The organism is Bradyrhizobium sp. RDI18 (genome assembly GCF_043203335.1).
In the GTDB taxonomy this organism is placed as follows: domain Bacteria; phylum Pseudomonadota; class Alphaproteobacteria; order Rhizobiales; family Xanthobacteraceae; genus Bradyrhizobium; species Bradyrhizobium retamae.
In genome coordinates this window covers 316,347-340,491 of the sequence record NZ_JBICRN010000006.1, presented here as the reverse complement: position 1 = coordinate 340,491, position 24,145 = coordinate 316,347, and the positions used below count along the sequence as shown (strand labels likewise).

The following is a 24,145-nucleotide window of genomic DNA, read 5'->3' as shown; positions in this document are numbered from 1 at the left end:
GGGAGGTAGCGTCTATGACCATGAAGCAATGGCTGTTGCCGAGCTTGTTCGCGTCAACATGCCTGTTCTCAATCGCCGCCGGTGCAGGCCCGATCGAGAAGTACAGTCCGGTGACCGCCGATCGCCTCAAAAACCCGGAACCTGGCAACTGGATGCTCTATCGGCGGACCTACGACGGGCAGGGATATAGCCCGCTCGACCAGATCAACACCTCGAATGTCAAAAACCTGGTGCCGGTGTGGACTTTCTCGACCGGCGTGGTGGAGGGGCACCAGTCGCCTCCGATCGTCAATAATGGTGTCATGTTCATCACGACCCCGATGGGTCAGGTGATCGCCCTCGACGCCAAGACGGGTGATGAGTACTGGCGATACAAACGGCAGCTCCCCGACGATCTCTTTCAACTGCATCCAACCAACCGCGGCGTAGGCTTGTGGCAGGACAAGCTGTATCTGGCCACAACGGATGATCATGTGATGGCCCTCGACGCGAAGACCGGCAAGGTGCTCTGGGATACCAAGGTTCAGGACTACAAGAAGGGTCAATACCTGACCCTGATGCCCCTGGTGGTCGACGGCAAGGTTATCGTCGGCGGCTCGGGCGGTGAGTTCGGCATTCGCGGCTATGTCGTCGCGTACGACGCCGATACCGGCAAGGAGCTGTGGCGGACCTTCACCATACCGGGGCCGGGCGAGCCGGGCCACGAAACATGGAGCGGTGACGACTGGAAATCGGGTGGTGCGCCTGCCTGGATGACTGGCAATTACGATGTCGAGACCCGGACAATCTATTGGGGCACGGGCAATGCCGCCCCTTGGCCTGGTGAAACACATCCCGGCGACAATCTCTACGCGACCTCGGTGCTCGCGCTCGACCCGGACAACGGAAAGATCAAATCATACTTCCAGTACCATCAAAACGATTCCTGGGACTGGGATGAGGTGGACGCGCCGATGCTGGTCGATCTGCAAAGGGACGGCCGCACCATCAAGAGCCTTATCCATCCGGGACGCAACGCGATCTTCTGGGTGCTCGAGCGCAAGCCGGAGGGCATCAAATACGTGGCAGGCTGGCCATTCGTTTATACCGACGTCTGGAAGGGCATCGAGCCGAGCGGCAAGCCGATCGTCGATCCCGCTCATAAGCCCGGCATTGGCAAGCGGGTCGAATTCTGTCCATCATTGTGGGGCGGCAAGGATTGGCCGTCGGCGGCCTATAGCCAGAATACCCGCTTGGTCTACGTTCCCGCCAACGAGAATTTCTGCGGCGGCTTCACCGGCGAAAAGCTGCCGTTGGTGCCGGGTCAGCTCTGGCTCGGGACCAAGGCTGAAGATATCGGTCTGAAGGTTCGCCCGGGTGCCACGCATTTTGGCGAGTTGCAGGCGTGGGACCCCGCGACGGGAAAGAAGGTCTGGTCGCATAATTTCCCCAAATCGCACCTGTTCGGCTCGGTGACGGTGACCGCCGGCGATCTGGTCCTGGTTGGTGGCACCAATGACCGGATGTTCCGCGCCTTTCACGCCAAGACCGGCGAATTGCTCTGGGAGCAAAAGACCAACTCCGGCATCGTGGGCATGCCGGTCGCGTACGAAGTGGATGGCACGCAGTATATCGCGGTGCAGTCCGGGTGGGGCGTTGACGCGCAACGCATCCAGGATGCTTTGGCGACCCAGAATAATGTCGGCGTCGAGAACAACGTGCCGCAGGGCGGCGTCGTCTGGGTGTTCGCCGTCAAGAAGTGATCGGCAGACATCAGGCTTGCTAGGTATCGACCAGAGATGAGAAAGGGCGGCGAACGAACGTTCGCCGCCCTTGTTCTGGCCGGTGCGGCCCAGCGTTCCCCTTATGCCTCCAATTGCTTGCCGATCGGCAGCGCGCGGATGCGCTTGCCGGTCGCAGCGAAGATCGCGTTGATGAGCGCCGGCGCAAACGGTGGCACGCCCGGCTCGCCGACGCCGCTCGGTGGCGTGTCGGGACCGGGAGGTACGATGTAGACGTTCGTCACGCCGGGGGATTCATCGAGCCGGAGCACCGGGAAGTCGTCGAAGTTACCCTGCTGCACCTTGCCGTCCTTGAAGGTAATCGCGCCATGTTTGGCGAGGCTCATGCCCATGATCGCGGCTCCTTCGATCTGCGACTGGATCCGCTCCGGATTGACGTAGGTTCCGCAATCGATCGCGGTATCGACCCGTGGCACCGTGAGCTTGCCCTTGTCGTCAATGGCGACCTCGACAATCGTCGCGATATAGCTGACGAAGCTACGGTGCGCGGCAATGCCGAGCCCGTGTCCCTTGGAGACGGTTCGCCCCCAGCCACCCTTGTCTGCGACCAGTTCGACGACCTTGCGAAGCCGCGCGGTGTCGATCGGATAGCTGTCATAGGGCTCGCCATAGTTCCAGAGATCCTTCACGGAATCGAGCTTGACGATTCGTGGCGAGCCGATCAGTTCGAGCAATGTGGTCTTTTGATCGCGGCCGGTGGCATGGGCGATTTCACCGACCATGGACTGCACCGCGAAGGCCCGCGGCAGGTTCGAAACGGCGCGGAACCAGCCGATGCGGGTGTGCGCCGCCGCTTCCGGATTCTCGCACTGGACGTTGGCGATTTCGAAGGGCATGTCGACCAGCCCCATGCCGAGTTCGAACGGCGCCTGATGCACGGCACCCGCGGCAAAGGTCGAGGCGATGCTCGGCGCGACGCTGCGATGCCGCCACGCCGTGACCTTGCCGCTCTTGTCGAGGCCGGCCTCGATACGTTCGACCGAGACGGTGTGCAGGAAGCCGTTGCGAACGTCGTCTTCCCGGGTCCATTGCACTTTTACGGGGGCGCCGAGCTCCTTTGAAAGCAGGGCTGCTTCGATGGCGAAATCGCACTTCGACTTGCGTCCGAAGCCGCCGCCGAGCAGGGTAACGTTGACGGTGACGTTCTCCTGGGGGATGCCAAGCGTTTTGGCGACGTCCTCGCGCGTTCCGCCCGCGCTTTGCACCGGCCCCCAGATCTCCGCTTTGTCGCCCTTGACATCAGCGACTGCAACCGGCGGCTCCATGGCGACATGGGCGAGATGCGGCAGATAATACTCGCCGACGATCACCTTGTCGGCGCCCTTCAAGGCGGCCTCAACGTCACCCTCCTTGCGTACCACCAGGCCGGGCTTGCGTGCGGCTTCCTCGAGCTGGGTCCGGTAGCTCGCCGAGTCGTATTTGCCGTTGGCTCCGTCGTCCCAGACGATCTTGAGCGCGTCGCGGCCCTTGATCGCCGCGCCGGTGTTGCGTGCGATCACGGCGACGCCGCCGAGCGGCTGGAATTTTGACGGCCACGGCCAGCCCTTGACTTCCATGACCTTCTCAACGCCGGAGACTTTCATCGCCTCCGCGCCGTCAAACGACACGACCTTGCCGCCAGTCACCGGCGGCCGGGCGATGACGGCGTATTTCATCCCCGGCAGGCGGACGTCCGCGCCGTAGCGCGCAGTGCCCACAGTGATGTCGCGCAGATCGACCATGCTGATCTGGCCTTTGCCCAGATAGCGGAAATCCTTCGGGTCCTTCAGCTTCAAGCCTTCGACACTCGGGACCGATTGCTTGGCGGCATCGGCTGCCAACTCGCCGAAGCCAATGCGGCGGCCGCTGGCGCTATGGACGACCTCGTGGTTGACCGCCTTCACTTCGGTTGCCGCCACGCCCCAGCGTTTAGCCGCTGCAGTCTCGAGCATCGTGCGGGCAGAAGCGCCGATCTGACGCATCGGCATCAAATAGTGCCGTGTGCTGCGCGATCCGTCGGTGTCCTGGTTGCCGAATTTGGCCTCGTCGCCAGGGGCCTGCTGGATGCGAACGCGCGACCAGTCCGCTTCCATCTCTTCGGCAACGATCATCGGCAGGCTGGTGCGGACGCCGGTCCCCATCTCGGCGCGGTGCGCGACGATGGTGACAATGCCGTCCGGCGCGATCGAGACGAACACGCGCGGATCGACCACGGTACCGTGTGGCATCTCGCCCGCACCGGTCTTGTATGCGGCGAAGCCGGGCCGCGACATCACGGGCGCGGCCAGCACAAAGCCGCCGGCAAGGCCAAGGCCCTTCAGGATGCTTCGGCGTGAGACGTTGTCGACTTTGACATAGCGCTCAAAGCCACGGAGTTTTTTGGGATTGGTCAGGACGTTCATGATCAGACCCCCGTCGATGCGAGGTGGACCGCGTTTTCGATGCGCTGGTAGCAGCCGCAGCGGCAGATGTTACCGGCCATCGCTTCGCGTATCTGGTCGTGGGTGGGTTTGGGATTTTCGATCAACAGCGCCGCGGCCTGCATGATCTGGCCGACCTGGCAAAAGCCGCATTGCGGAACGTTCAATTGACGCCAGGCCTTCTGGACCGCGTGATCGCCGGTGGGATGCAGGCCTTCGATCGTGGTGACCTCGCGGCCGACCACGTCGGAAACCGAGGTGATGCAGGCGCGGACGGCCTGCTTGTCGACGATAACCGTGCAGGCACCGCACAGCGCCTGGCCGCACCCGTATTTCGTGCCCGTCAAGCCGGCCTCATCGCGCAGAAACCAGAGTAATGGGAGGTCAGGGTCGCCGTCCCAGCTATGCTCCTGGCTATTGATCTTCACCTTGATCATGATCGTTCCTCGCTCTTCATAAGCTGCTGATGTTTCTTCGACGTGAGCGAGAACATTTTTCCTAACCGCTCAACGCCGTTGCTTGACGAGTTTAATCGCAATGGCGGTCCCAGAGCCGACCTTGCTCGGCAATCCCTGGCTGAATCGTACGATTTGCTTTGAATTTTCCGTGTGCGGCCATCCTCCTGCTTAAACATTCATCGTGTTTACAGGACGGCGCGGCGGGAGACGGGCGCCTAGCGGACGCTATCAGGAAGCGCGCCGGATCGAATTCACAACGTGTTGTCTTTGCACTCTATTTTGGACGAAAGCGGGGCCGCCCCTTGCAGACTGCCAATTTTTCCTGCCATCCTTATGCAGACGCCACTTTGCCAGGAATTTCAGGGCAGACCGGTGCGATGCGTCGCGGACTACCTGTCCCGTTACGTTGCGAGCTGCGCCAACCCTTTCCAGTCGAATGCGATTCCATGGCCGGGCCGCGTCGGAGCCAATGCCATGCCTTCCTGGAGGACAAGGGGGTGCTCGATGTAACTATCGAGCCCAAATCCGTGCGCTTCGAGATAGGAGCGGTTCGGACACGCCGCGAGCAAATGTACCGTGACGTCATGTGCGCCGTGGCTGGTCACTGGCAGATTGAACGCTTCCGCCAGCCGGGCGATCTTCATGAAAGCCGTAACCCCGCCGCAATTGGTGACGTCGGGCTCCGGATAGGACACCGCGCCGGCCGCGATATAGTTCTTGAACTCCCAGAGCGTGTGCAGGTTTTCGCCGGCCGCGATCGGAACGCCGCCGGCAGCCATGATGCGGGCGTGACCGGCAATATCGTCGGGAATGATCGGCTCTTCGAGCCAGGTGAGATCGTATGGTTGCAGCGCGCGTGCCGCGCGGATGGCTTCCTCGACCGTCCATTTCATGTTGGCATCCGCCATCAGCGGAAAGCCGTTGCCAAGATGTTGGCGCATCGCTTGCACGCGTGCGACGTCGGATGCGAGATCGGGGCGACCCACCTTCATCTTGATGGCGCGAAAGCCCTTGGCGAGATTGTCGTCGGTTTGCTTCAAAAGCTGCTCGATCAACAAATCGAGGTCGATGCCGCCGGCGTAGCAGGGCACGCGGGCGTCGAAGCCGCCTAACATGCGAAACAGCGGCAGGTTGGCGCGACGCGACTTCAGGTCCCACAGGGCGATGTCGAGCGCCGAGAGCGCAAGCACCGGCGGTCCGCCGCGCCCGCCGTAATGCAGGCTCCACCAGACGTGATGCCAGATGGCTTCGGTGTCATCGGCCTCGCGGCCCTCGATCAGTTCGGGGATCTCCCGCTTGAGGATGTCGGCAATCGCGCCGCCATTGCGACCGACGGTGTATGTATAGCCGACACCTTCGGCCCCGTCGGAATCGCGGACACGGCATGTCACCAGTTCGAAGGCTTTGAGTTCGCCGTGCGTGCTGTCGGAGAGAGTAACGGGCAGGGGGATCCGGTAGAGTCCGGCCTCGGTTGTCTTGATACGCGCCATTGTGTTTCCACCCGGTCTTTCATTGCACGCTAAATCGATCTGGTCGGGAGAGCAATTGCTTGCTGCGCCCTCAGGCGGGAACCACCTCCCAACGTGCTGCTAAGTCGCGTTCAAGGCCTGCGCGATATCAGCGATCAGATCGGATGGGTGCTCGATGCCGATCGACAGCCGGATCGTGCAATCGAGAACGCCTATTTTTTGGCGGATGTCAGCCGGAACGCCGGAGTGGGTCATACTTGCAGGCAGGCTGGCAAGCGACTCGGTGCCGCCCAGACTCACCGCCAGCTTGAAGATCTGCAGCGCGTTCAGGAATTTGAATGCGGCGGCCTGGCCGCCGACGATGTCGAAGGAGAATGTGGAGCCTGCACCAGTGCATTGCCTCGCAAACAGGCGGCCGCCGGGGGATGCTTCGTCGTGGTGACCGAGGTAATGGACCTTTGCCACCTTTGGGTGGTCGCGCAGGTAATCTGCGACGAGGCGCGCGTTCGCGTCAGCCTTCTCCATGCGGATGCCCAATGTTTCAAGTGACCGGCTGATCATCCAGCAGGAATGGGGGTCCAACTGGGTGCCAATCGCGCCGCGCAAGGCTTTGACGTCTTTCATCAGCGCCTTTGAGCCGAGCGCAGCGCCTGCGATCAAGTCGGAATGACCGCCGATATATTTGGTCAGCGAGTACAGCGAAAGATCTGCGCCGTGTTCGATCGGTCTTTGAAACACAGGTCCGAGCAACGTATTATCGCATGCGATGATCGGCGTACTCCCCTGGGTTTGGCCGATCATCTCGGCGATCCGGCGGACCATCGCTATGTCGACCAGGCCATTGGTTGGATTAGCCGGTGTCTCAATGAAAATCATCGCAAGCCGGCCTTTGCGCATGGCGTCACCCGCTGCCGCTCTGACCGCTGCTTCGTCAATGCCGTCGGAGAAGCCCACCGCGCCGATGGAGAGGTTCGCAAGCGTCTTCGCAAACAGGGTCTCCGTCCCGCCATACAGCGGCTGGGAGTGCAGAATGACGTCGCCAGGGCGAACGAAGGCCAGGATTGTGGTCGAAATCGCGGCCATGCCCGAAGAGAACAGCGCGCAATTCTCGGCGCGCTCGTACACTGACAACCTGTCCTCGACGATCTCGCTGTTAGGGTGATTGAACCGCGAGTAAACCAGACCAGCGCCCATCCCCTCGGGCGGCTCGCGGCGGCCCGCAACGTAATCGAAGAAGTCCTGTCCGTCTTCGGCGGTCCTGAAGACGAAGGTCGAGGTCAGGAAGACCGGTGGTTTGACGGCTCCTTCCGACAATTGCGGATCGTAGCCGTAGTTCAGCATCAGCGTTTCCGGATGCAGCACGTGATTGCCGATGTGGGTTTTCGACGGAAACGGTTTCACCATGGGCTGTCTCCCTGTCGGGATGCGGAGCGTCGCACTGCGTTGGCGGTGCGCAATCGCGAGGCGATCAGGAGTGATGGATGCGATCGCATCCAGCGGCTCCAGTTGACGTAGTTAACCAGGGATCAACGTAGCAAAATTCGGGACTGATTTCACCGCATCCGGAGCGGAATTCGCCGTGCTCGATCGTCAGGCATGAACCGCAACCTTCAATGCCTCGGCGCGGATCTCTTCGACAAGCCGTTCCTTCAGGCTGACGAATTCGGGCGTGGTCTTGATCTTGTAGGATCGCGGGTGGGGTAGATCGACCGCGATCTCGGCCTTGATACGGCCCGGACGGGCGCTTATGACGATCACGCGGCTGCCAAGGAAGATCGCCTCCTCGATATCATGGGTGACGAACAGCACGGTTTTCTGCTCGCGCTCCCAGATGCCAAGCAGCATTTCCTGCATCAGCACGCGGGTTTGATTATCGAGCGCGCCGAACGGCTCGTCGAGCAGCAGGATTTTTGGATCGTTGGCCAGCGCCCGCGCGATCGCCGTCCGTTGCTGCATGCCGCCGGAGAGTTGCTTCGGCCAATGATTCTCAAAGCCCGACAGGCCGACCCGTTGGATGAAGCCGTCGGCGATCTTGCCGCGATCCGCTTCGGAAATCCCGCGCTCGCGCAGGCCAAACGCGATGTTTTCGCGCACGGTCAGCCATGGAAACAGCGTGTAGGACTGAAACACCATGCCACGATCGGCGCCAGGGCCAGTCACCTCTTGCCCGTCAAGAATGACCCGGCCACTGGTCGGCCGGTCAAGCCCGGCGACGATGCGCAGCAACGTCGATTTTCCGCAGCCCGACGGGCCGAGGATGGTGACGAAGTCATTATTGCGGACGCTGAGTTCGATCGGCTCCAGCGCGCGTGTCGGCGCATGCCCCGGGCGCGCGGGGAAGGTGCGGGCGACCTGATCGATTTTCAGCTCGGTCATGCCAGTTTCCACGGAAACAGCCAGGCGTTGAAGGCCTTGAACAGGAAGTCCGACACCAGCCCGATCAGCCCGATGACGATGATACCGAAGATAATCTGGCCGGTGTTGAGCAGGGCCTGGCTGTCCGTGATCATATGGCCGATGCCCGACGATGAACCGATCAGCTCGGCTACGATGACGTAGGTCCACGCCCAGCCGAGTACGAGCCGAAGGATCTCCGCGACCTCGGGCGCGGAGGAGGGCAGCAGCACCCGGTTGATGATGCCGCGGTCGCTGGCGCCCAGCGTGTACGCGGCTTCAACGAGGTCGCGCCTGGTGTTTCCGACTGTCACTGTGACCATCAGAATGATCTGGAAGACCGAACCGATGAAAATGACCAGGAGCTTCTGCAACTCGCCAATGCCGGCCCACAGGATCAACAGCGGGATAAAGGCCGAGGCGGGCAGGTAGCGGGCAAACGAGACGAACGGCTCCAGGAAAGCTTCGATCGGCTTGTAGGCTCCCATCAGAACGCCGAGCGGCACGGCGACGATGGCCGCCAGCACAAAGCCGCCGACGACACGCCAGATCGTCATGCCGATGTCGAACAGGAAGCCGTGCTTTGTCAGCAGCTCCCAACCTTCCTGCAGCATCGTCAGCGGGTTGGCGAGAAACGTCTTGGAGACGTAGCCGCCAAAGGTCGCCCAAGCCCACACGGCAACGAAAAGCACGAAGAACGCCAGGCCATAGGCCGCGCGCTGCCTCGATGTCACAGGATCCAGGGGACGTATCACAGGCATATCCTAAAAGGCTGTGCGGTGATCGCCGGCGTCCCGCTCTCATGACCGAAAGCGGGACTGGCGCGGCACACGTACAAAGCTACTTGATGAAGCTCGCGTCGTAGAGGTCGTCGATCTTCGGAACCGATTTGATGATGCCGATCTCGAGCAACAGGTCTGCAGCTTCCTTGTTGAAGGTCAGAAATTCGCCGGCGAAGAATTTCTGGTTCGCGGCTTTGTCCTGCCAGCGCAGGAATTTGGCCGAGTTGCCGAATTGCTCGCCGGACTGTTTTACGTCGGCACCCATGATCTCGTACGACTTGGCCTGATCCTTTTCGATCAAGGCGATCGCCTCGAAATAGCTGTCGGCCAGCGCCTTGGCTGCTTTCGGGTTTTCAGTCAGGAATTTCGGCGTGCAGCCGAACGTGTCCATCACCATCGGATAGTCGAGCGTGGTGGCGATGATCTTGCCCTTGTCCGGCGCTGCGCGCACCGTCGAGAGGTAAGGCTCATAGGTCATGGCCGCATCGTTCTGGCCCGAGACGAATGCCTGCGCTGCCGCCGCCGGCTCCAGGTTCACGATTGTGACATCCTTGACTGAAAGCCCGTTCTTCTTGAGCATCCAGGCCAAAGCAAAATAGGGCGAAGTGCCGGGCGCGGACGCGGCAACCGTCTTGCCCTTGAGGTCCTTGATCGAGGCGATATTGTTTCGCGTTGCCATGCCGTCGGCGCCGTAGCTCTTGTCGAGCTGGAAGATCTGCTTGGTGGCGACGCCACTGGCATTCCAGGATATCCAGGTCTCGACAGTGGTCGCCGCGCATTGGATGTCGCCCGACGCGATGGCGAGATGGCGGTCTTTCTGCGGGATCTTCTTGATCGTCACATCGAGGCCGTTCTTCTTGAAGATGCCCGCTTGATTTGCGAGCGTAAGCGGCGCGAAACCGGTCCATCCGGAAATGCCGATGCCGACCTTGACGTCCTGGGCGGCGGCCGGTGCGGCCACCAGGAGAGCGGCTGTTGCCGCGAAAATTCCAAAATTACGCATGGCTGTATCCCTTTTGCTGGTTCATCGACTGGTCTTCAGACTGGTTGCGGCGAAGCTGTTCCCAAAACTGCTGCATAGCTTGTGCCAGATATTGCGTGCATTGCTATCCCTCCAAGCCGCCCTTGAAGCGAGCAATCAGTTTATGGGACTCGCCCGGATAGAGCAGGCGCACGGCCGTCAGCGGCCGGGCGCTGCGCCAGGTGTGCCGGTCGATCACCAGGCAGGGGGCTCCGATCGCGATATCCAGCGCCGCCGCAGCCTGTTCGTCAGCCACGATGGCACTGATCGAATGCTCGGCTTCCGTCCATGGCACATGGTGTAGCAGCCACGAGCCGGGCGGCTCGGCCGCAAAATCTGCCGCAGCCGCTTCGGGCACGGCGTCGAGATCGATCAGCCTGTCCTCGATGGCGAACGGCACGCCGTCGGCGCTGTGACGGCATGCAATCGCGATCACCTTTCCGGTTTTCCCCGCGCCAAGCCGGGCGCGGTCGGCGGCGTTTGCGGTACGCCGCGAGCGCTGGATCAACTCGTAGCCGTAACTGCGGCCGAGTGCGTTTATCTCTGCTCGGATATCGGCGATCTTGAGCACCGCCGACAGAAATGTGGGACGGCGGACAAAGCTGCCGGCCTTGCGCCGCCGCTCGATGAGATCGGCTTGCGCGAGTTCCGACAGCGCCTTGCTCACCGTCATGCGCGAGCAGCCATAGCGCGACATCAGCTCGTGCTCGAACGGGATGCGGTGACCGGGCGGCCATTCTCCGGTCAAGATGCGGCGCTCGATGTCGATCCGGATCTGCTTGTACAGCGTCGGCTTGTCGGCCGGCTGGAGTTTACCGCGATCGGTGGCGAGGCTCATGCCACGAGCCTCCGCACCGCTGCGTTGAACGTCTCACGTGCGCTCTCACGGAGTCGGTGACGTCCTTTCTCGACGACTTTGGCGCCGCCGGCCCAGACCGTGTCGACGGCACCTGCGCCTGCTGCAAAAATCCAGCCATCGAGGACGGCATCCCCTCGACGCCCGGCAAGCGAAGGATGGGTGGTGTCGAGGGTCACGATGTCAGCGCGTGCACCGGCCTGGAGGCCGGCAGTTGGCTGTGCGAGCGCCTGGGCGCCGCCGGTGAGTGCCGCGTCGAACAGTGCGCGGCCGGTCGACAGGCCGGGACCGCCGGACAGCACATTGCGCTCACGGTGTTTCAAGCGCTGGCCATATTCGAGCTGACGCAGTTCGTCGGTGGCGCCGACCAGCACGTTGGAGTCGGTCCCGATGCCGAACCGCCCGCCGGCATCGAGGAATTCACGGGCCGGAAAAATGCCGTCGCCAAGACTGGCTTCGGTGACCGGGCAAAGCCCGGCGACCGCACCGCTTCTTGCCAGCGCGGCAGTTTCCGCTTCGGTCATATGTGTCGCATGGATCAGGCACCAGCGCTGATCGACGGGCGCATGTTCGAGCAGCCACTCGACCGGCCGCCGGCCCGACCAGGCGATACATTCCTCGACTTCCCTGGTCTGTTCGGCGGCATGGATATGCACCGGTCCGGCTTCGGCCCATGGCGCGATGGCCGCTAATTCGTCAGGCGTCACGGCGCGCAGGCTGTGCGGGGCGATGCCGATATTGGCTCCGGGTAGCGTGCGGACGGCTGTCCGTGTGGCATCAGTCAGCTTTGCAAACTGATCGACCGAGCAGATGAACCGGCGCTGGCCGGCATGTGGTGCCGCTCCGCCGAACGAGCCGTGTGCATAGAAACTCGGCAGCAGCGTCAGCCCGATGCCGGAGATTTCGGCGGCCCGCGCAATTCGCGTCGCCATCTCCGCAGGGTTGGCGTAGGGCGCGCCGTCGTGGTCGTGATGGAGATAGTGGAATTCGCCGACGCGCGTATAGCCTTGCTCGAGCATCTCGACATAGAGCAGCGTGGCGACGGCTTCGGTGTCTTCCGGTGTCATTTCGAGCGCGAAGCGATACATCGTCTCGCGCCATGTCCAGAACGTATCCGCGGAATTGCCGCGCGTTTCGGCGAGCCCCGCCATGCCACGCTGGAACGCATGGCTATGCAGGCTCGCTATGCCCGGAATCGCCAGCTTGCAGCGCTCGTCATGCGGTGCCGGCGCCACGCCGGCCGTAACCTTGGTGATGGTCTGGTCCGTCACCTCCACCTGCACGTCATCGGCCCACCCCGAGGGGAGCAGCGCTGATGCGAAATGCAGTGTCGACATGTTTCGAAACCGGCTGGACAGAACACCCACGCGATTTTATGTATAGACATATAGAGACGTCAAGCTCCTGCCGCTGAAGGAGAGCTGCATGGCCGACCGCTTCGATCGAATCTGGCTCAACGCCCGGCTCGCCACGGTCCGGGAGGATATGCCCGGGCTCGGTGTGATCGAGGACGGCTTGGTCGCGGCGCGCGACGGCCGCATCGCGTTCGCCGGCGGTCGTTCCGACTTTCCATCGGACGCCGATGCGGCCGAATGGGTCGATTGCGCGGGGCGCTGGATCACGCCGGGACTGGTGGATTGTCACACCCATCTGGTTTTTGGCGGAAACCGCGCCCATGAATTCGAACTGCGGCTGCAGGGAGCGAGCTACGAAGAGATCGCGCGCGCAGGCGGCGGCATTGTCTCCACGGTTGCGGCGACGCGGGCGTCCAGTGAGGCCGAGCTTGTTGCCGACGCGCTGCCAAGGCTCGATGCCCTGATCGGCGAGGGCGTGACGACGCTGGAGATCAAATCCGGTTATGGGCTCAATACCGAAACCGAGATGCGTCAGCTCTCAGCGGCGCGTGTGTTGGGCGACACCCGGCCGGTCGCCATCAAGACGACGTTTCTTGGCGCGCATGCGACGCCTCCGGAAGCTGACGGTGACAAGGATCGGTACATCGATCTTGTCTGCCGCGAGATGTTGCCGGCGGTGGCGCAGGCCGGATTGGCCGACGCCGTCGATGCCTTCATGGAAGGCATTGCGTTTTCGGGAGAGCAAACGGCACGGGTGTTCCGCGCGGCAAAGGGGCTTGGATTGCCGGTCAAGCTGCATGCGGATCAGTTGTCGAATCTTGGCGGCGCCGCGCTTGCCGCGGAATTCGCGGCCTTGTCAGCCGATCATCTGGAGCACACCGATGATGCTGGCGCCGCGGCGATGGCGCGGGCAGGGACGGTCGCCGTGCTGCTGCCGGGCGCGTTCTATTTTATTCGCGAGACAACGAAGCCGCCGATCGAACTATTCCGCGCCCACGGCGTCAACATGGCACTTGCGACCGACTGCAATCCCGGCAGTTCGCCGCTGACGTCGCTGTTGCTTGTCATGAACATGGGCGCAACGCTGTTCCGGATGACCGTTGCCGAATGCCTCGCTGGCGTAACGCGGGAAGGCGCGCGCGCGCTCGGAATTCTCGGCGAGACAGGAACGCTCCAGGCAGGCAAATGGTGTGATCTTGCGGTCTGGGAGATCGAGCGGCCGGCCGAGCTCGTTTACCGGATCGGCTTTAATCCGTTGCATAGCCGGGTGTGGAGGGGACAGTGAGCCGCCCCGACGCCCCCATTGTGGTTTCGCCTGGAAGGGTCAGCCTCGACGATCTGGCGCAAATCCTTGCCGGCGCTCCGGTCGTGCTCGATCCATCGTTCTGGCCGCGCGTTGAGGCTGCATCGGCGATTGTTGCGGCGGCCGCGCGCGCGGAAGCCCCATCGTACGGCATCAATACCGGATTCGGAAAACTGGCGTCGAAGCGGATTGCTGCCGACCAGACGGCGCTGCTGCAGCACAACCTCATTGTGTCGCATTGCTGCGGGGTAGGGCCGCCGACGCCGGAGCCGATCGTTCGCCTGATGATGGCGCTCAAGATCGTCTCGCTGGGGCGAGGCGCATCGGGCGTGCGCCGCGAAATCATCGAGCAGCTCCAGGCCATGCTGGCGAAGGGCATTTGTCCGCTGGTGCCGCAGCAGGGATCGGTCGGAGCCTCGGGCGATCTGGCGCCGCTCGCGCATATGACGGCGGTCATGATCGGCGAGGGGCAGGCGCTGGTCGGCGGAAGCGTTGTGCCGGCCCGCGATGCGCTGGCGGCCGCCGGTCTTGCGCCGGTAGCGCTCGGTCCGAAGGAAGGCCTCGCGCTGATCAACGGAACGCAGTTTTCGACGGCCTACGCCATTTCCGGATTGCTGCGCGCCCATGGCCTGGCCAGTGCGGCGCTAGTGACGGGCGCGTTGTCGGTCGACGCTGCGATGGCGTCGACCGCGCCGTTTCGTCCTGAGATCCAGCAATTGCGCGGACATGCCGGGCAAATCGTCTCCGGCGCGACACTGACGGCGTTGCTCGATGGTAGCGATATCCGCATGTCGCATCTCGAAGGCGACGAGCGCGTGCAGGATCCCTACTGCCTGCGCTGCCAGCCCCAGGTCGCCGGCGCCGCGCTCGATTTGCTGACGCAGGCCGCCCGCACGCTGACGATCGAAGCGAACGCCGTTACCGATAACCCGCTGGTCCTGGTCGAGACGGCAGAGATCGTCTCGGGTGGCAATTTCCACGCGGAGCCGGTCGCTTTTGCCGCCGACCAGATTGCGCTGGCACTCTCCGAGATCGGGGCGATCAGCGAGCGACGCATCGCGACTCTGGTCGATCCCGCGTTGAACTTTGGCTTGCCGCCGTTCCTGACTCCCGATCCCGGCCTCAACTCCGGCTTCATGATCGCCGAAGTGACGGCAGCCGCGCTCTATGCGGAGAATAAACAGCGCGCCACGGCCTGCTCGATCGATTCGACACCGACCAGCGCCAACCAGGAAGATCACGTGTCGATGGCCGCACACGCGGCGCGCCGCTTGTCCGACATGGCGGACAATCTCGCCACCATCCTCGGCATCGAGCTATTGGTTGCGGCGCAGGGCATCGGGCTGCGTGCTCCGCATTCGACCAGTCCCGCGCTGGCTGCTGCGATCGCTGTATTGCGCGAGCAGGTGCCGGCGCTCGGCAGCGATCGCTACATGGCCGATGACCTCGCGAAGGCAACGGCGCTGGTTGAAGCCGGCGCATTGCCGACGGCCGCTATGTCGGTGCTTGAGAGTAACCCGTTTCCAATCCTTGCCGAGAGAGGCTCTTTGTCATGAACCGCCGACTGGACAACGACCGCATAATCCGGGCGCCCCACGGGCCCGAGATCAGCGCCAAGAGCTGGCTGACGGAAGCGCCGCTTCGAATGCTGATGAACAATCTCGATCCCGACGTTGCCGAACGTCCGAGCGAACTCGTCGTCTATGGCGGAATCGGCCGGGCCGCCCGCGACTGGGACAGTTTTGACCGGATCGTCGCCTCGCTGCGCAAGCTCGAAGGCGATCAGACGCTGGTGGTGCAGTCGGGCAAGCCGGTCGGAATTTTTCGCACCCATGCCGATGCACCGCGCGTGCTGATCGCGAACTCGAATCTGGTGCCTCACTGGGCGACGCTCGATCACTTCAATGAACTCGACAAGGCCGGGCTGATGATGTTCGGCCAGATGACGGCCGGATCGTGGATCTACATCGGCAGCCAGGGCATCGTGCAGGGGACGTACGAAACATTTGTCGAGGTCGGGCGACGTCATTACGGCGGCAACCTCGCGGGCAAGTGGATATTGACGGCGGGTCTCGGCGGCATGGGCGGCGCCCAGCCGCTTGCTGCGACCATGGCCGGGGCGTCGATGCTCGCGATCGAATGCCAGCCGAGCCGCATCGAGATGCGGTTGCGCACGGGTTATCTCGACCGACAGGCAAGCTCGCTTGACGAGGCGCTCGCGATCGTGGCGGAGGCGACGCAGAACAAGAAGCCGGTTTCCGTCGGCCTGCTTGGCAATGCCGCCGAGCTTTTTCCTGAGCTGGTGCGCCGCGGCGTCAGGCCGGACATCGTTACCGACCAGACCAGCGCGCACGATCCGATCAACGGCTATTTGCCGAAGGGATGGACGCTTGCCGAGTGGGAATCGAAACGCGAGGCCGATCCGAAAGCGGTTGAAGTCGCGGCCAAGACCTCCATGGTCGGCCATGTCCAGGCCATGCTGGATTTCCACGCGCAAGGCATTCCCACGCTCGACTATGGCAACAACATCCGCCAGATGGCGAAGGACATGGGATTGAAGAACGCGTTCGATTTCCCCGGCTTCGTACCGGCCTACATCCGTCCGCTGTTCTGCCGCGGCGTCGGCCCGTTCCGGTGGGCGGCGCTCTCGGGCGATCCCGAAGATATTTTCCGGACCGACGCCAAGGTCAAGGAGCTGATGCCTGATGACAAGCATCTGCACAACTGGCTCGACATGGCGAAAGCACGGATCAAGTTCCAGGGGCTGCCGGCACGAATCTGCTGGGTCGGTCTCGGTGATCGCCACCGGCTCGGCATGGCGTTCAATGACATGGTGGCGCGCGGCCAACTGAAGGCGCCGATCGTCATCGGCCGCGATCATCTCGACAGCGGCTCGGTTGCGAGCCCGAACCGCGAAACCGAAGCGATGCGCGACGGCTCGGATGCAGTGTCGGACTGGCCGCTGCTCAATGCGCTGCTCAATTGTGCCAGCGGGGCCACCTGGGTCTCGATACATCATGGCGGCGGCGTCGGGATCGGCTATTCGCAGCACGCCGGCATGGTCATTGTCGCCGACGGAACGCCGGAGGCGGCGCGTCGACTTGAACGCGTGTTGTGGAACGATCCGGCATCGGGCGTCATGCGTCATGCCGACGCCGGCTATGAAAGCGCGATTGCATGTGCCCGCGCCAACGGGCTCGATCTGCCCGGTCTGACGTTGTAGCGTTCTTGCGCCGGGTGCTTCTAGAGGAGAGGATTTCCTTCCTTGTTGTAAATGCGCACAGTTTACCTATATAGTACCGCAGGGGTCACTGACCCGCATAATTCATTTGGTTCTCCGGTCAGGCCCGTCATTCAGGCGGGCCGTTGCCGTTTTAGGACTACCGAACGATGAGCAATTCCAATCGTATCGACCATATTCGCCTGACATCGCACCCGGTGCCTGGTGCGACGCATGAATTCCCGATCCTGTGGGGAGCGCCGACCGCGCGTGAACGTGGTCCCATCATCGGGACGGTATCGCGTCCGCAGGATCGCAACGTGATTGGCACTCACGGGGGCTCCTATGCGGTCTACCGCGCACTTGCCGTTTCTTCGGGTGCGCTGGATCCGATCCGTCGGCCCGACCTGACCAACACACACCCGGCCGCGACCGTTGGGCCGTTCTCGCAATGGATAGATCCGGAACGCATTGTTGCGCTCGATCCGTGGGGACATCTCGTCGCGGAAAACTTTCGCGACGAAATCACCGAAGGCATCGATATCCGGCCGAGCATCGCGATCACGCGGGCCCGGCTCGACCTGCCGGAAATTCAGGCGGCTCTGGCCGCCAAGCGGCTGGTGCCCGATGGCGAGTTCGTTCACGCCAGCGGCTCCGTCTCCGTTGTCAAGATAGCGATCGATCCGGTCTGGCACTTGCCCGGGATCGCGCAGCGCTTCGGCACGAGCGTGACCAATCTGCGGCGTGCGCTGTTCGAACAGACCGCGGGCATGTTTCCCGAGCTTGTCACGCGCCCCGATCTGAAAGTCTTTCTTCCGCCGATCGGCGGAACGACCGTCTATCTGTTCGGCGATGTCACGAAGCTTCCGGACCATCGGACCAAAATCACCTGTCGCGTCCATGACGAGTGCAACGGTTCGGATGTTTTCGGCTCGGACATTTGCACCTGCCGTCCATATCTCATTCAGGGCATCGAGGAATGCGCGCGCGCCGGACAATCGGGTGGTCTGGGCGTTATCGTCTACAACCGCAAGGAAGGGCGGGCGCTCGGCGAGGTCACGAAATTTCTGGTCTACAATGCGCGCAAACGTCAGGAGGATGGCGACGATGCAGCCGCCTATTTCGAACGAACGGAATGCGTTGCCGGGGTGCAGGATGCACGTTTCCAGCAACTGATGCCGGATGTCATTCACTGGCTGGGATTGAAGCGCATCGATCGCTTCATCTCTATGAGCGACATGAAGTATGATGCGCTGACAGGGCAGGGTATCGATATTGTCGAGCGCGTCGCCATTCCCGATTACATGATTCCCGCCGACGCCCATGTGGAAATGGCCGCCAAGAAAGCCGCGGGATATTTTTCACCTGACACGAAGCCTGAGGACCTGATCGCCTCTGGTCGGCCGCTCGAAAAATACTAGGCGAGCCAGGGCCATTGATCGTGACAGCAGACGCGACGGCAGACGGCCTATCTCTCTTAAGTGCGGAAGCGGTGCGCGGTCGCGCGCACCGGATGCTGGAAATCGGCTTGAGCGACCAGCTTCAGCATTTCAAAGTCGATCTTGGCCGGCTCGACGAGGCGGTTGATCTCGTGCTTGCGACAACGCGCAAGGCCTATCCGACGTTCGATGTTCCCTTTCATTCGCGCTGGCGCCATTTTGTCGTCGGCGGCATCGATCGCTGGGCAGCGCTTGCCGACGCCAGGAACTGGCGCGACAGGAAAGAGCGCGCGCGCGCCGAGTTTGACCTTGCCATGATCAGCGTGCTGCTCGACGCCGGAGCAGGTCCGTCGTGGCGCTATCGCGATCCCTTGACGGGGGAAAGTATCGGCCGTTCGGAGGGGCTGGCGCTTGCCAGTCTGGACATGTTTGCGCGTGGCGTGTTCTCGGCGAAGGCTGACGAGCCGCTGCGGGCCGATGCCGCTAGGCTTGAGCGACTGACAGTTGCCGATCTGCAGACTGGCTTTCAGATTGCGGACGACAATCCATTGGTTGGCCTCGAGGGCCGCATCAGCCTTCTTCGCCGGCTCGGTCAAGTAGCATCGGCGTCACCGCAGATTTTTGCTCGCCACGACACGGCTCGGCCCGGCGGATTGTTCGATCATCTCGCAGGGGCGGCCGACGCCGAGGTGATCGCCGCCTCGACGATTTTGTCAGAACTTTTGCGCCAACTGGGGCCGATCTGGCCGTCGCGCATAGCGCTCGGCGGAATTTCCTTAGGGGATTGCTGGCGTCATCCGGCGCTCAAGACCGAGGATGCGACCAGCGAGCTGGTGCCGCTGCACAAATTGTCGCAATGGCTATCGTATTCGCTGATCGAGCCGATACAGCGGGCGGGGCTGGAGGTGACGGATATCGACGGCCTGACGGGCCTCGCGGAATACCGCAACGGCGGATTGTTCGTCGACGCCGGGGTACTGGTGCTGCGCGACTCCATGGACGCGCAACGCGAACATGATGTCGCCTCGACGCTCGTGGTCGAGTGGAGGGCGCTGACCGTCGCGCTGCTGGACCGGCTGGCGGATCTGCTGCGGCAACGCGTTGGTCTTGACGCGGTCTCTCTTCCACTGGCGAAGATTCTGGAAGGCGGCACTTGGGCGGCGGGCAGGGCGCTGGCGTTCGCGCGCCGGCCCGATGGTTCGCCGCCCGTCAAGGTCAGTAGCGACGGTACGGTTTTCTAGTGTCTGTTTGACGCGTTTTCTTCATGCGAACAGGGTATCCGGTTCGCTCAAAAATGGCATGGAACGCGATTCGATTACTCGCAGGGAGCAAAAGCATGGAAGGCGTTACGATCGTGGATCACCCGTTGGTCCAGCACAAGCTTACGCTGATCCGCGACAAGACGATTTCGACCAAGTCTTTTCGCGAGCTCCTCAAGGAGATCGGTATGCTGCTTTGTTACGAGGTGACGCGCGACCTGCCGCTAACCGATGTGGAGGTCGAGACTCCGCTTGCACGAATGCACTCCGCCAAGATCGCGGGTAAGAAACTGGTTTTCGTGCCGGTGTTGCGGGCAGGGGTGACCTTTGTCGACGGAATGCTGGACCTCGTTCCGACCGCCCGCGTCGCGCATATCGGGCTCTACCGCGAACCGCAGACATTTGTGGCGGTCGAATATTTTTTCAAATCGCCGTCCGATCTTTACGAGCGGCTTGCAATCGTGGTGTCGCCGGTTCTTGCGACGGCGAACACCGCGGTGGCGGCGGTGGACCGGCTGAAGGAACGCGGCGCGAAGGATATTCGGCTGGTGTGCCTGCTCGCCGCGCCGGAAGGTGTGGAGCGCTTCCGCGGCCTGCATCCCGACGTGCGGTTGTGGACGGCTGGTATCGACGAGGGGCTCGATGCGAACGCCTTTATCCTGCCTGGCCTTGGTGATGCCGGCGACCGCGCCTACGGCACGCGGTAAGATCCCGACAGGTCTCGGCGCGCTTACTGGAACGCCGTTTCCGAGAAGTTTCTGAGCTTGCGCGAATGCAGCCGTTCCAACGGCATGTCCGCCAACTTCTCCATCGTCCGGATACCGATGGTCAGATGCTGGGCCACCTGCCGCTTGTAGAACTCGGTGGCCATGCCGGGCAGCTTCAGTTCTCCGTGCAACGGCTTGTCGGACACGCACAGCAAGGTGCCGTAGGGTACGCGGAAGCGGAATCCGTTGGCGGCGATCGTCGCCGATTCCATGTCGAGCGCAATGGCGCGCGACTGCGAGAGCCGCTGGATCGGACCGCGCCGGTCGCGCAATTCCCAATTGCGATTGTCGATGGAAGCAACGGTGCCGGTGCGCATGACGCGCTTCAGGTCGTATCCTGATAGCCCGGTCACTTCCGCCACGGCCTCTTCGAGCGCGACCTGGATTTCGGCCAGCGCGGGAAGGGGCACCCATAGCGGGAGGTCGTCGTCGAGAACATGATCCTCCCGCATGTACGCATGCGCCAGCACATAGTCGCCCAGCGCCTGGGTGTCGCGCAATCCGGCACAGTGCCCGAGCATGAGCCACGCATGCGGCCTGAGTACGGCGATATGGTCGGTGATCGTCTTGGCGTTCGCGGGCCCGACACCGATATTGACCATGGTGATGCCTGCGTAGTCCGGCCTCTTCAGATGATATGCCGGCATCTGCGGCAGACGCGCCGTTATGACGCCGGCGGCCGGCCGCTGTTCCCCGCGTCTGATGATGACGTTGCCGGGCTCGACGAATTCGGCATAGCCGGTATCGCCGTTCGCCATCAGGTCCCTGGCGCGAGCACAGAATTCGTCGATGTAGAATTGGTAGTTGGTGAACAGCACGAAGTTCTGAAAGTGGTTGGGGCTGGTGGCCGTGTAGTGCTGCAGGCGATGCAGGGAATAGTCGACGCGCTGCGCGGTGAATTGCGCCAGCGGCCTCGGCCGGCCGACCGGTGCTTCGTATGTGCCATTGGCGATCTGATCGTCGGTTCCATCAAGATCTGGAACATCGAACAGGTCTCGGATCGGTCGCTTGATGTTCCTGGCAGCGGCACCGTCAACGTAGGTGCCTTCCTGAAAAGCAAAATGCAGCGGGATGGGGGTTTCCGATTCCGATACGACGACCGGAACGCCATGGTTGCGCATAATCAAATCGAGCTGCTCGATGAGATAGGTTTCGAACAGGTCGGGCTGGGTGATCGTGGTCGAGTAGTGTCCGGGCGTCGGCATGTGGCCATAGGACTGACGAGAATCGACCTGGGTGTATGAGCTCGTGGTGACGCTGATTTCCGGGTAGAACGCCCGGTATCGCCGGTTACTGTCGCTGCCAGCCGCGAGCGCGGCGAAGGAATCGCGCAGGAACCGGGTATTTCGGGCATAAAGTGATCGCAAAGCCGCGACCGCCTTGCGCGCGTCGTCGAAGCTTTGCCGCACGAAGGGCTCTGGTGTGGCTATTGGCCCGATGGCTTGGGGACGGCCGTGATTCTTCATGACCCTAACGTAGTATCTTGGACCCGCCTTGGGGAGGCTTGGTAAGGGAACCTTTCCGGCCCAGCAGCAGGCTCGCTTGCCGGACTTCGTCGGCCACCGCAAGGGTTTTGGCCGCAAAGGGCCGAACGATGAGATCGCGCCGGGTCGCTTCTAGTGCGAAACTGGTGCAGTGTGTTCGCAACCGAAGCTTGGATTTGCAGGGATCAGGCTCAACATCCGCCTTGTTCGCGACGCGTCGGTAGTAGCGAGCCAAACACATTCGTGAAACGCAAAGCCGGCGAATGATCATGAGTTTCTTCGAGCGCCTAAAGACAGTAGCATCCGCCGAGTGGCAGGCCTACACCGAGCATCCCTTCACGAACGGGTTGGCGGACGGTTCGCTCACTGAGGCGGCGTTTCGTCACTACCTCGTCCAGGACTACCTTTTCCTGATCGAGTTTGCCCGCGCCTACGCGCTCGCCGTCTACAAGTCGCCCAAGCTCGCCGACATGCGTGAAGCGGCCGCCGGCCTCTCGGCCATCCTCGACGTCGAGATGAACCTGCATGTGAAGCTCTGCGCCGGCTGGGGCCTGTCGCCCGGCGATCTCGAACAGGCCCCGCCTGCCGTCGAGATGCTGGCCTATACACGCTACGTACTTGACGCCGGAATGCGCGGCGATCTGTTGGCACTCAAGGTGGCGCTTGCTCCCTGCGTGATCGGCTACGCCGAGATTGCGACGCGGCTTGCGTCGGTACCCGATGCGCTCGCTGCAACGAATCCATATCGCGTTTGGATCGCCGAGTATGCCGGCGCGCCATACCAGGACGTCGCGGCGAAAGCGCGGGCTCATTTGGAGAACCTCGCCGATCTCTACGCCACGCCCGCCCGCGAGGCCGAGCTGATCGCGATCTTCAAGGAAGCTACGCGACTCGAAGCGGACTTCTGGGAGATGGGCTGGCGCGCGGGCCAGGGTGCATAATAGATAGTCAGTGACAGCGTACTGCTGTTTGGTTTTCAAGTTGAGCGAGTACGACGGTCGTCGAAAGCGGGCCGCCCTCCCGACCCTGCACTCCACTTGCCGGGAGCTGCAGGGAACCTGCCCACGTAGGAGGCGCATGTAGACCGGCCCCTTGTGGCGCACCATTGCCGGCACGACCTGCTCGATCTCGTGTGCATCGCAAGGATCGATCACCACCATATTCGGCATGGCGCGGAACAGGGCGAGGTCTTCGGTCGCGTGATGGGAGGGACCGTAGCCAGAGGTGAGTCCCGGCAGTGCGCAGGCGATCTTCACATTGCGGTCTTCCTCCGCGATCGTCTGGTGGATGGGCTCACTGGCGGTTACGCGACCGGAATGAACGCATATCCTTGCCCTTCTTTGACTACTCTACCGATGCCTGGTCGAGCCAGGTGAGCTCCGGCTAGCCACGTATGTGCATTTGCTGCGTCCTGGAGCAACTTGATCCGGCTAGCCCTCGCGATGGCTTCGTCATCGTCATAGGCCCAGGTAAGGTCGGGACGGGAAAACTGTGCAGCAGGAACGTGGATAAGGTCGCCGCAGAATAAGACATCGTCCTCGTCAGTGTTGAGGAGATAACCCATATGGCCCCGAGCGTGCCCAGGTATAGCCACCGCCAGTAAATGATCGGCCAGCCGGTCTCCTCCGTTAACTGGGGCAAGGAGTGGACGAAACTCCTCTAGCTCTGGCTCGGCAAGAAACTCCTCAACGGCGTCTTCCCCTATCACGATCTTCCTCAGGCCGTTAAATGCTCGTCGACCGTCAGGCATCAGGAGACCATTGATGTGGTCGCCATGAGCATGAGTGAGGGCGATCATGGTGATTGATGACGTATCGATGCCTGCCTCCGCCATCGCCTCCACGAGGTGACCCATGGACGGGTCCCAACTCCCGCCCGCTCCACAATCAATCAAAACGCGGTCCATGCCAGAGCGATCGAATAGGAAGCAGTTGACCGACAATCGAACTAGCGAAGCGTCCCGCTGAGGCGGTTCGGTCTGCCCGCATATTTTGTTGTTGGGATACTTTAGTGATTCGGCGGGCAGGTCGACATATCCATCACAGAGTGACCAAATCCTCCATGACCCCGCAGCACATCCCAAGGTGTTGGCGCTTTGTGACAGAGCTTCCACGGCAACCTGCCAAGCGTATGATTCACGTTCAAAAACGGCACCGAG

19 protein-coding genes and 1 pseudogene are annotated in these 24,145 nt (G+C 62.2%); 8 read left to right on the top strand and 12 right to left on the bottom strand.

Going from position 1 to position 24,145, the window contains the following annotated elements:
- The first annotated feature begins 14 nt into the window (after positions 1 to 14).
- Positions 15 to 1,742: a methanol/ethanol family PQQ-dependent dehydrogenase gene (locus tag ACFXS9_RS02490; RefSeq protein ID WP_392684760.1), complete on the top strand. Its 1,728-nt coding sequence runs from the start codon at positions 15 to 17 to the stop codon at positions 1,740 to 1,742.
- Between the two features lie 101 nt (positions 1,743 to 1,843).
- Here ACFXS9_RS02490 and ACFXS9_RS02485 read toward each other — a convergent pair whose 3' ends face one another.
- From ACFXS9_RS02485 to ACFXS9_RS02445, 9 genes are all read right to left on the bottom strand, one after another.
- Entirely contained in the window at positions 1,844 to 4,162 is a 2,319-nt protein-coding gene (locus ACFXS9_RS02485; RefSeq protein WP_392684757.1) for a molybdopterin cofactor-binding domain-containing protein, read from the bottom strand.
- 2 nt (positions 4,163 to 4,164) lie between these two features.
- Positions 4,165 to 4,617, bottom strand: a complete 453-nt coding sequence (locus ACFXS9_RS02480) for a (2Fe-2S)-binding protein (protein WP_392684754.1) — start codon at positions 4,615 to 4,617, stop codon at positions 4,165 to 4,167.
- A 422-nt stretch (positions 4,618 to 5,039) separates the two neighbouring features.
- Positions 5,040 to 6,128, bottom strand: a complete 1,089-nt coding sequence (locus tag ACFXS9_RS02475) for a mandelate racemase/muconate lactonizing enzyme family protein (RefSeq protein WP_392684751.1) — start codon at positions 6,126 to 6,128, stop codon at positions 5,040 to 5,042.
- Between the two features lie 99 nt (positions 6,129 to 6,227).
- Positions 6,228 to 7,511, bottom strand: coding sequence for a cystathionine gamma-synthase family protein (locus ACFXS9_RS02470; RefSeq protein ID WP_392684748.1), 1,284 nt, complete (start codon positions 7,509 to 7,511; stop codon positions 6,228 to 6,230).
- A gap of 186 nt (positions 7,512 to 7,697) precedes the next feature.
- Positions 7,698 to 8,483 (bottom strand): ABC transporter ATP-binding protein, encoded by a 786-nt coding sequence (locus ACFXS9_RS02465; RefSeq protein ID WP_392684745.1) that lies wholly within the window; start codon positions 8,481 to 8,483, stop codon positions 7,698 to 7,700.
- Positions 8,480 to 9,253, bottom strand: coding sequence for an ABC transporter permease (locus tag ACFXS9_RS02460; protein ID WP_213285508.1), 774 nt, complete (start codon positions 9,251 to 9,253; stop codon positions 8,480 to 8,482). The genes ACFXS9_RS02465 and ACFXS9_RS02460 overlap by 4 nt, the downstream gene beginning before the upstream one ends.
- An 88-nt stretch (positions 9,254 to 9,341) precedes the next feature.
- Positions 9,342 to 10,286, bottom strand: a complete 945-nt coding sequence (locus ACFXS9_RS02455; RefSeq protein ID WP_392684742.1) for an ABC transporter substrate-binding protein — start codon at positions 10,284 to 10,286, stop codon at positions 9,342 to 9,344.
- A 103-nt stretch (positions 10,287 to 10,389) separates the two neighbouring features.
- Positions 10,390 to 11,142: a histidine utilization repressor gene (gene hutC, locus ACFXS9_RS02450; protein ID WP_392684739.1), complete on the bottom strand. Its 753-nt coding sequence runs from the start codon at positions 11,140 to 11,142 to the stop codon at positions 10,390 to 10,392.
- Positions 11,139 to 12,497: a formimidoylglutamate deiminase gene (locus ACFXS9_RS02445; protein WP_392684737.1), complete on the bottom strand. Its 1,359-nt coding sequence runs from the start codon at positions 12,495 to 12,497 to the stop codon at positions 11,139 to 11,141. Before ACFXS9_RS02445 ends, hutC begins: the two co-directional genes overlap by 4 nt.
- Positions 12,498 to 12,585: 88 nt before the next feature.
- On the opposite strand from ACFXS9_RS02445, the gene hutI reads away from it, so the two are divergent.
- The 6 genes from hutI (at position 12,586) to upp (ending at position 20,443) form a co-directional block, all read left to right on the top strand.
- On the top strand, positions 12,586 to 13,800 hold the full coding sequence (gene hutI / locus ACFXS9_RS02440; protein ID WP_392684734.1) for an imidazolonepropionase: 1,215 nt from the start codon (positions 12,586 to 12,588) through the stop codon (positions 13,798 to 13,800).
- Positions 13,797 to 15,374, top strand: coding sequence for a histidine ammonia-lyase (gene hutH, locus ACFXS9_RS02435; RefSeq protein WP_392684731.1), 1,578 nt, complete (start codon positions 13,797 to 13,799; stop codon positions 15,372 to 15,374). The genes hutI and hutH overlap by 4 nt, the downstream gene beginning before the upstream one ends.
- Positions 15,371 to 17,041, top strand: coding sequence for a urocanate hydratase (gene hutU, locus ACFXS9_RS02430; RefSeq protein ID WP_392684728.1), 1,671 nt, complete (start codon positions 15,371 to 15,373; stop codon positions 17,039 to 17,041). The genes hutH and hutU overlap by 4 nt, the downstream gene beginning before the upstream one ends.
- A gap of 167 nt (positions 17,042 to 17,208) precedes the next feature.
- The gene (locus tag ACFXS9_RS02425; RefSeq protein ID WP_392684726.1) at positions 17,209 to 18,459 is read left to right on the top strand and encodes a GTP cyclohydrolase II; all 1,251 of its coding nucleotides are present in this window, start codon (positions 17,209 to 17,211) and stop codon (positions 18,457 to 18,459) included.
- Between the two features lie 20 nt (positions 18,460 to 18,479).
- Positions 18,480 to 19,718, top strand: a complete 1,239-nt coding sequence (locus ACFXS9_RS02420) for a URC4/urg3 family protein (protein ID WP_392684723.1) — start codon at positions 18,480 to 18,482, stop codon at positions 19,716 to 19,718.
- A gap of 95 nt (positions 19,719 to 19,813) precedes the next feature.
- Entirely contained in the window at positions 19,814 to 20,443 is a 630-nt protein-coding gene (upp, locus tag ACFXS9_RS02415) for a uracil phosphoribosyltransferase (protein ID WP_057847806.1), read from the top strand.
- 23 nt (positions 20,444 to 20,466) lie between these two features.
- Here upp and ACFXS9_RS02410 read toward each other — a convergent pair whose 3' ends face one another.
- Positions 20,467 to 21,969 (bottom strand): AMP nucleosidase, encoded by a 1,503-nt coding sequence (locus ACFXS9_RS02410; protein WP_392684720.1) that lies wholly within the window; start codon positions 21,967 to 21,969, stop codon positions 20,467 to 20,469.
- A 287-nt stretch (positions 21,970 to 22,256) separates the two neighbouring features.
- On the opposite strand from ACFXS9_RS02410, the gene tenA reads away from it, so the two are divergent.
- On the top strand, positions 22,257 to 22,928 hold the full coding sequence (gene tenA, locus ACFXS9_RS02405) for a thiaminase II (protein ID WP_392684718.1): 672 nt from the start codon (positions 22,257 to 22,259) through the stop codon (positions 22,926 to 22,928).
- Positions 22,929 to 23,039: 111 nt separating this feature from the next.
- On the opposite strand, the pseudogene ACFXS9_RS02400 reads toward tenA, so the two are convergent.
- A pseudogene (locus ACFXS9_RS02400) lies at positions 23,040 to 23,276 on the bottom strand (transketolase family protein); the annotation flags it as partial.
- A gap of 14 nt (positions 23,277 to 23,290) precedes the next feature.
- Positions 23,291 to 24,100, bottom strand: a complete 810-nt coding sequence (locus ACFXS9_RS02395) for an MBL fold metallo-hydrolase (protein ID WP_392684715.1) — start codon at positions 24,098 to 24,100, stop codon at positions 23,291 to 23,293.
- Between the last annotated feature and the right edge of the window lie 45 nt (positions 24,101 to 24,145).

Bases quoted from the DNA above. Each gene is read 5' to 3' on its own strand.
- hutU (WP_392684728.1), top strand. From the start codon at position 15,371: ATGAACCGCCGACTGGACAACGACCGCATAATCCGGGCGCCCCACGGG.
- ACFXS9_RS02490 (WP_392684760.1), top strand. From the start codon at position 15: ATGACCATGAAGCAATGGCTGTTGCCGAGCTTGTTCGCGTCAACATGC.
- tenA (WP_392684718.1), top strand. From the start codon at position 22,257: ATGAGTTTCTTCGAGCGCCTAAAGACAGTAGCATCCGCCGAGTGGCAG.
- ACFXS9_RS02485 (WP_392684757.1), bottom strand. From the start codon at position 4,162: ATGAACGTCCTGACCAATCCCAAAAAACTCCGTGGCTTTGAGCGCTAT.
- hutC (WP_392684739.1), bottom strand. From the start codon at position 11,142: ATGAGCCTCGCCACCGATCGCGGTAAACTCCAGCCGGCCGACAAGCCG.
- ACFXS9_RS02465 (WP_392684745.1), bottom strand. From the start codon at position 8,483: ATGACCGAGCTGAAAATCGATCAGGTCGCCCGCACCTTCCCCGCGCGC.
- ACFXS9_RS02480 (WP_392684754.1), bottom strand. From the start codon at position 4,617: ATGATCAAGGTGAAGATCAATAGCCAGGAGCATAGCTGGGACGGCGAC.
- ACFXS9_RS02425 (WP_392684726.1), top strand. From the start codon at position 17,209: ATGAGCAATTCCAATCGTATCGACCATATTCGCCTGACATCGCACCCG.
- ACFXS9_RS02475 (WP_392684751.1), bottom strand. From the start codon at position 6,128: ATGGCGCGTATCAAGACAACCGAGGCCGGACTCTACCGGATCCCCCTG.
- ACFXS9_RS02410 (WP_392684720.1), bottom strand. From the start codon at position 21,969: ATGAAGAATCACGGCCGTCCCCAAGCCATCGGGCCAATAGCCACACCA.
- ACFXS9_RS02470 (WP_392684748.1), bottom strand. From the start codon at position 7,511: ATGGTGAAACCGTTTCCGTCGAAAACCCACATCGGCAATCACGTGCTG.
- ACFXS9_RS02455 (WP_392684742.1), bottom strand. From the start codon at position 10,286: ATGCGTAATTTTGGAATTTTCGCGGCAACAGCCGCTCTCCTGGTGGCC.
- ACFXS9_RS02445 (WP_392684737.1), bottom strand. From the start codon at position 12,497: ATGTCGACACTGCATTTCGCATCAGCGCTGCTCCCCTCGGGGTGGGCC.
- upp (WP_057847806.1), top strand. From the start codon at position 19,814: ATGGAAGGCGTTACGATCGTGGATCACCCGTTGGTCCAGCACAAGCTT.
- hutI (WP_392684734.1), top strand. From the start codon at position 12,586: ATGGCCGACCGCTTCGATCGAATCTGGCTCAACGCCCGGCTCGCCACG.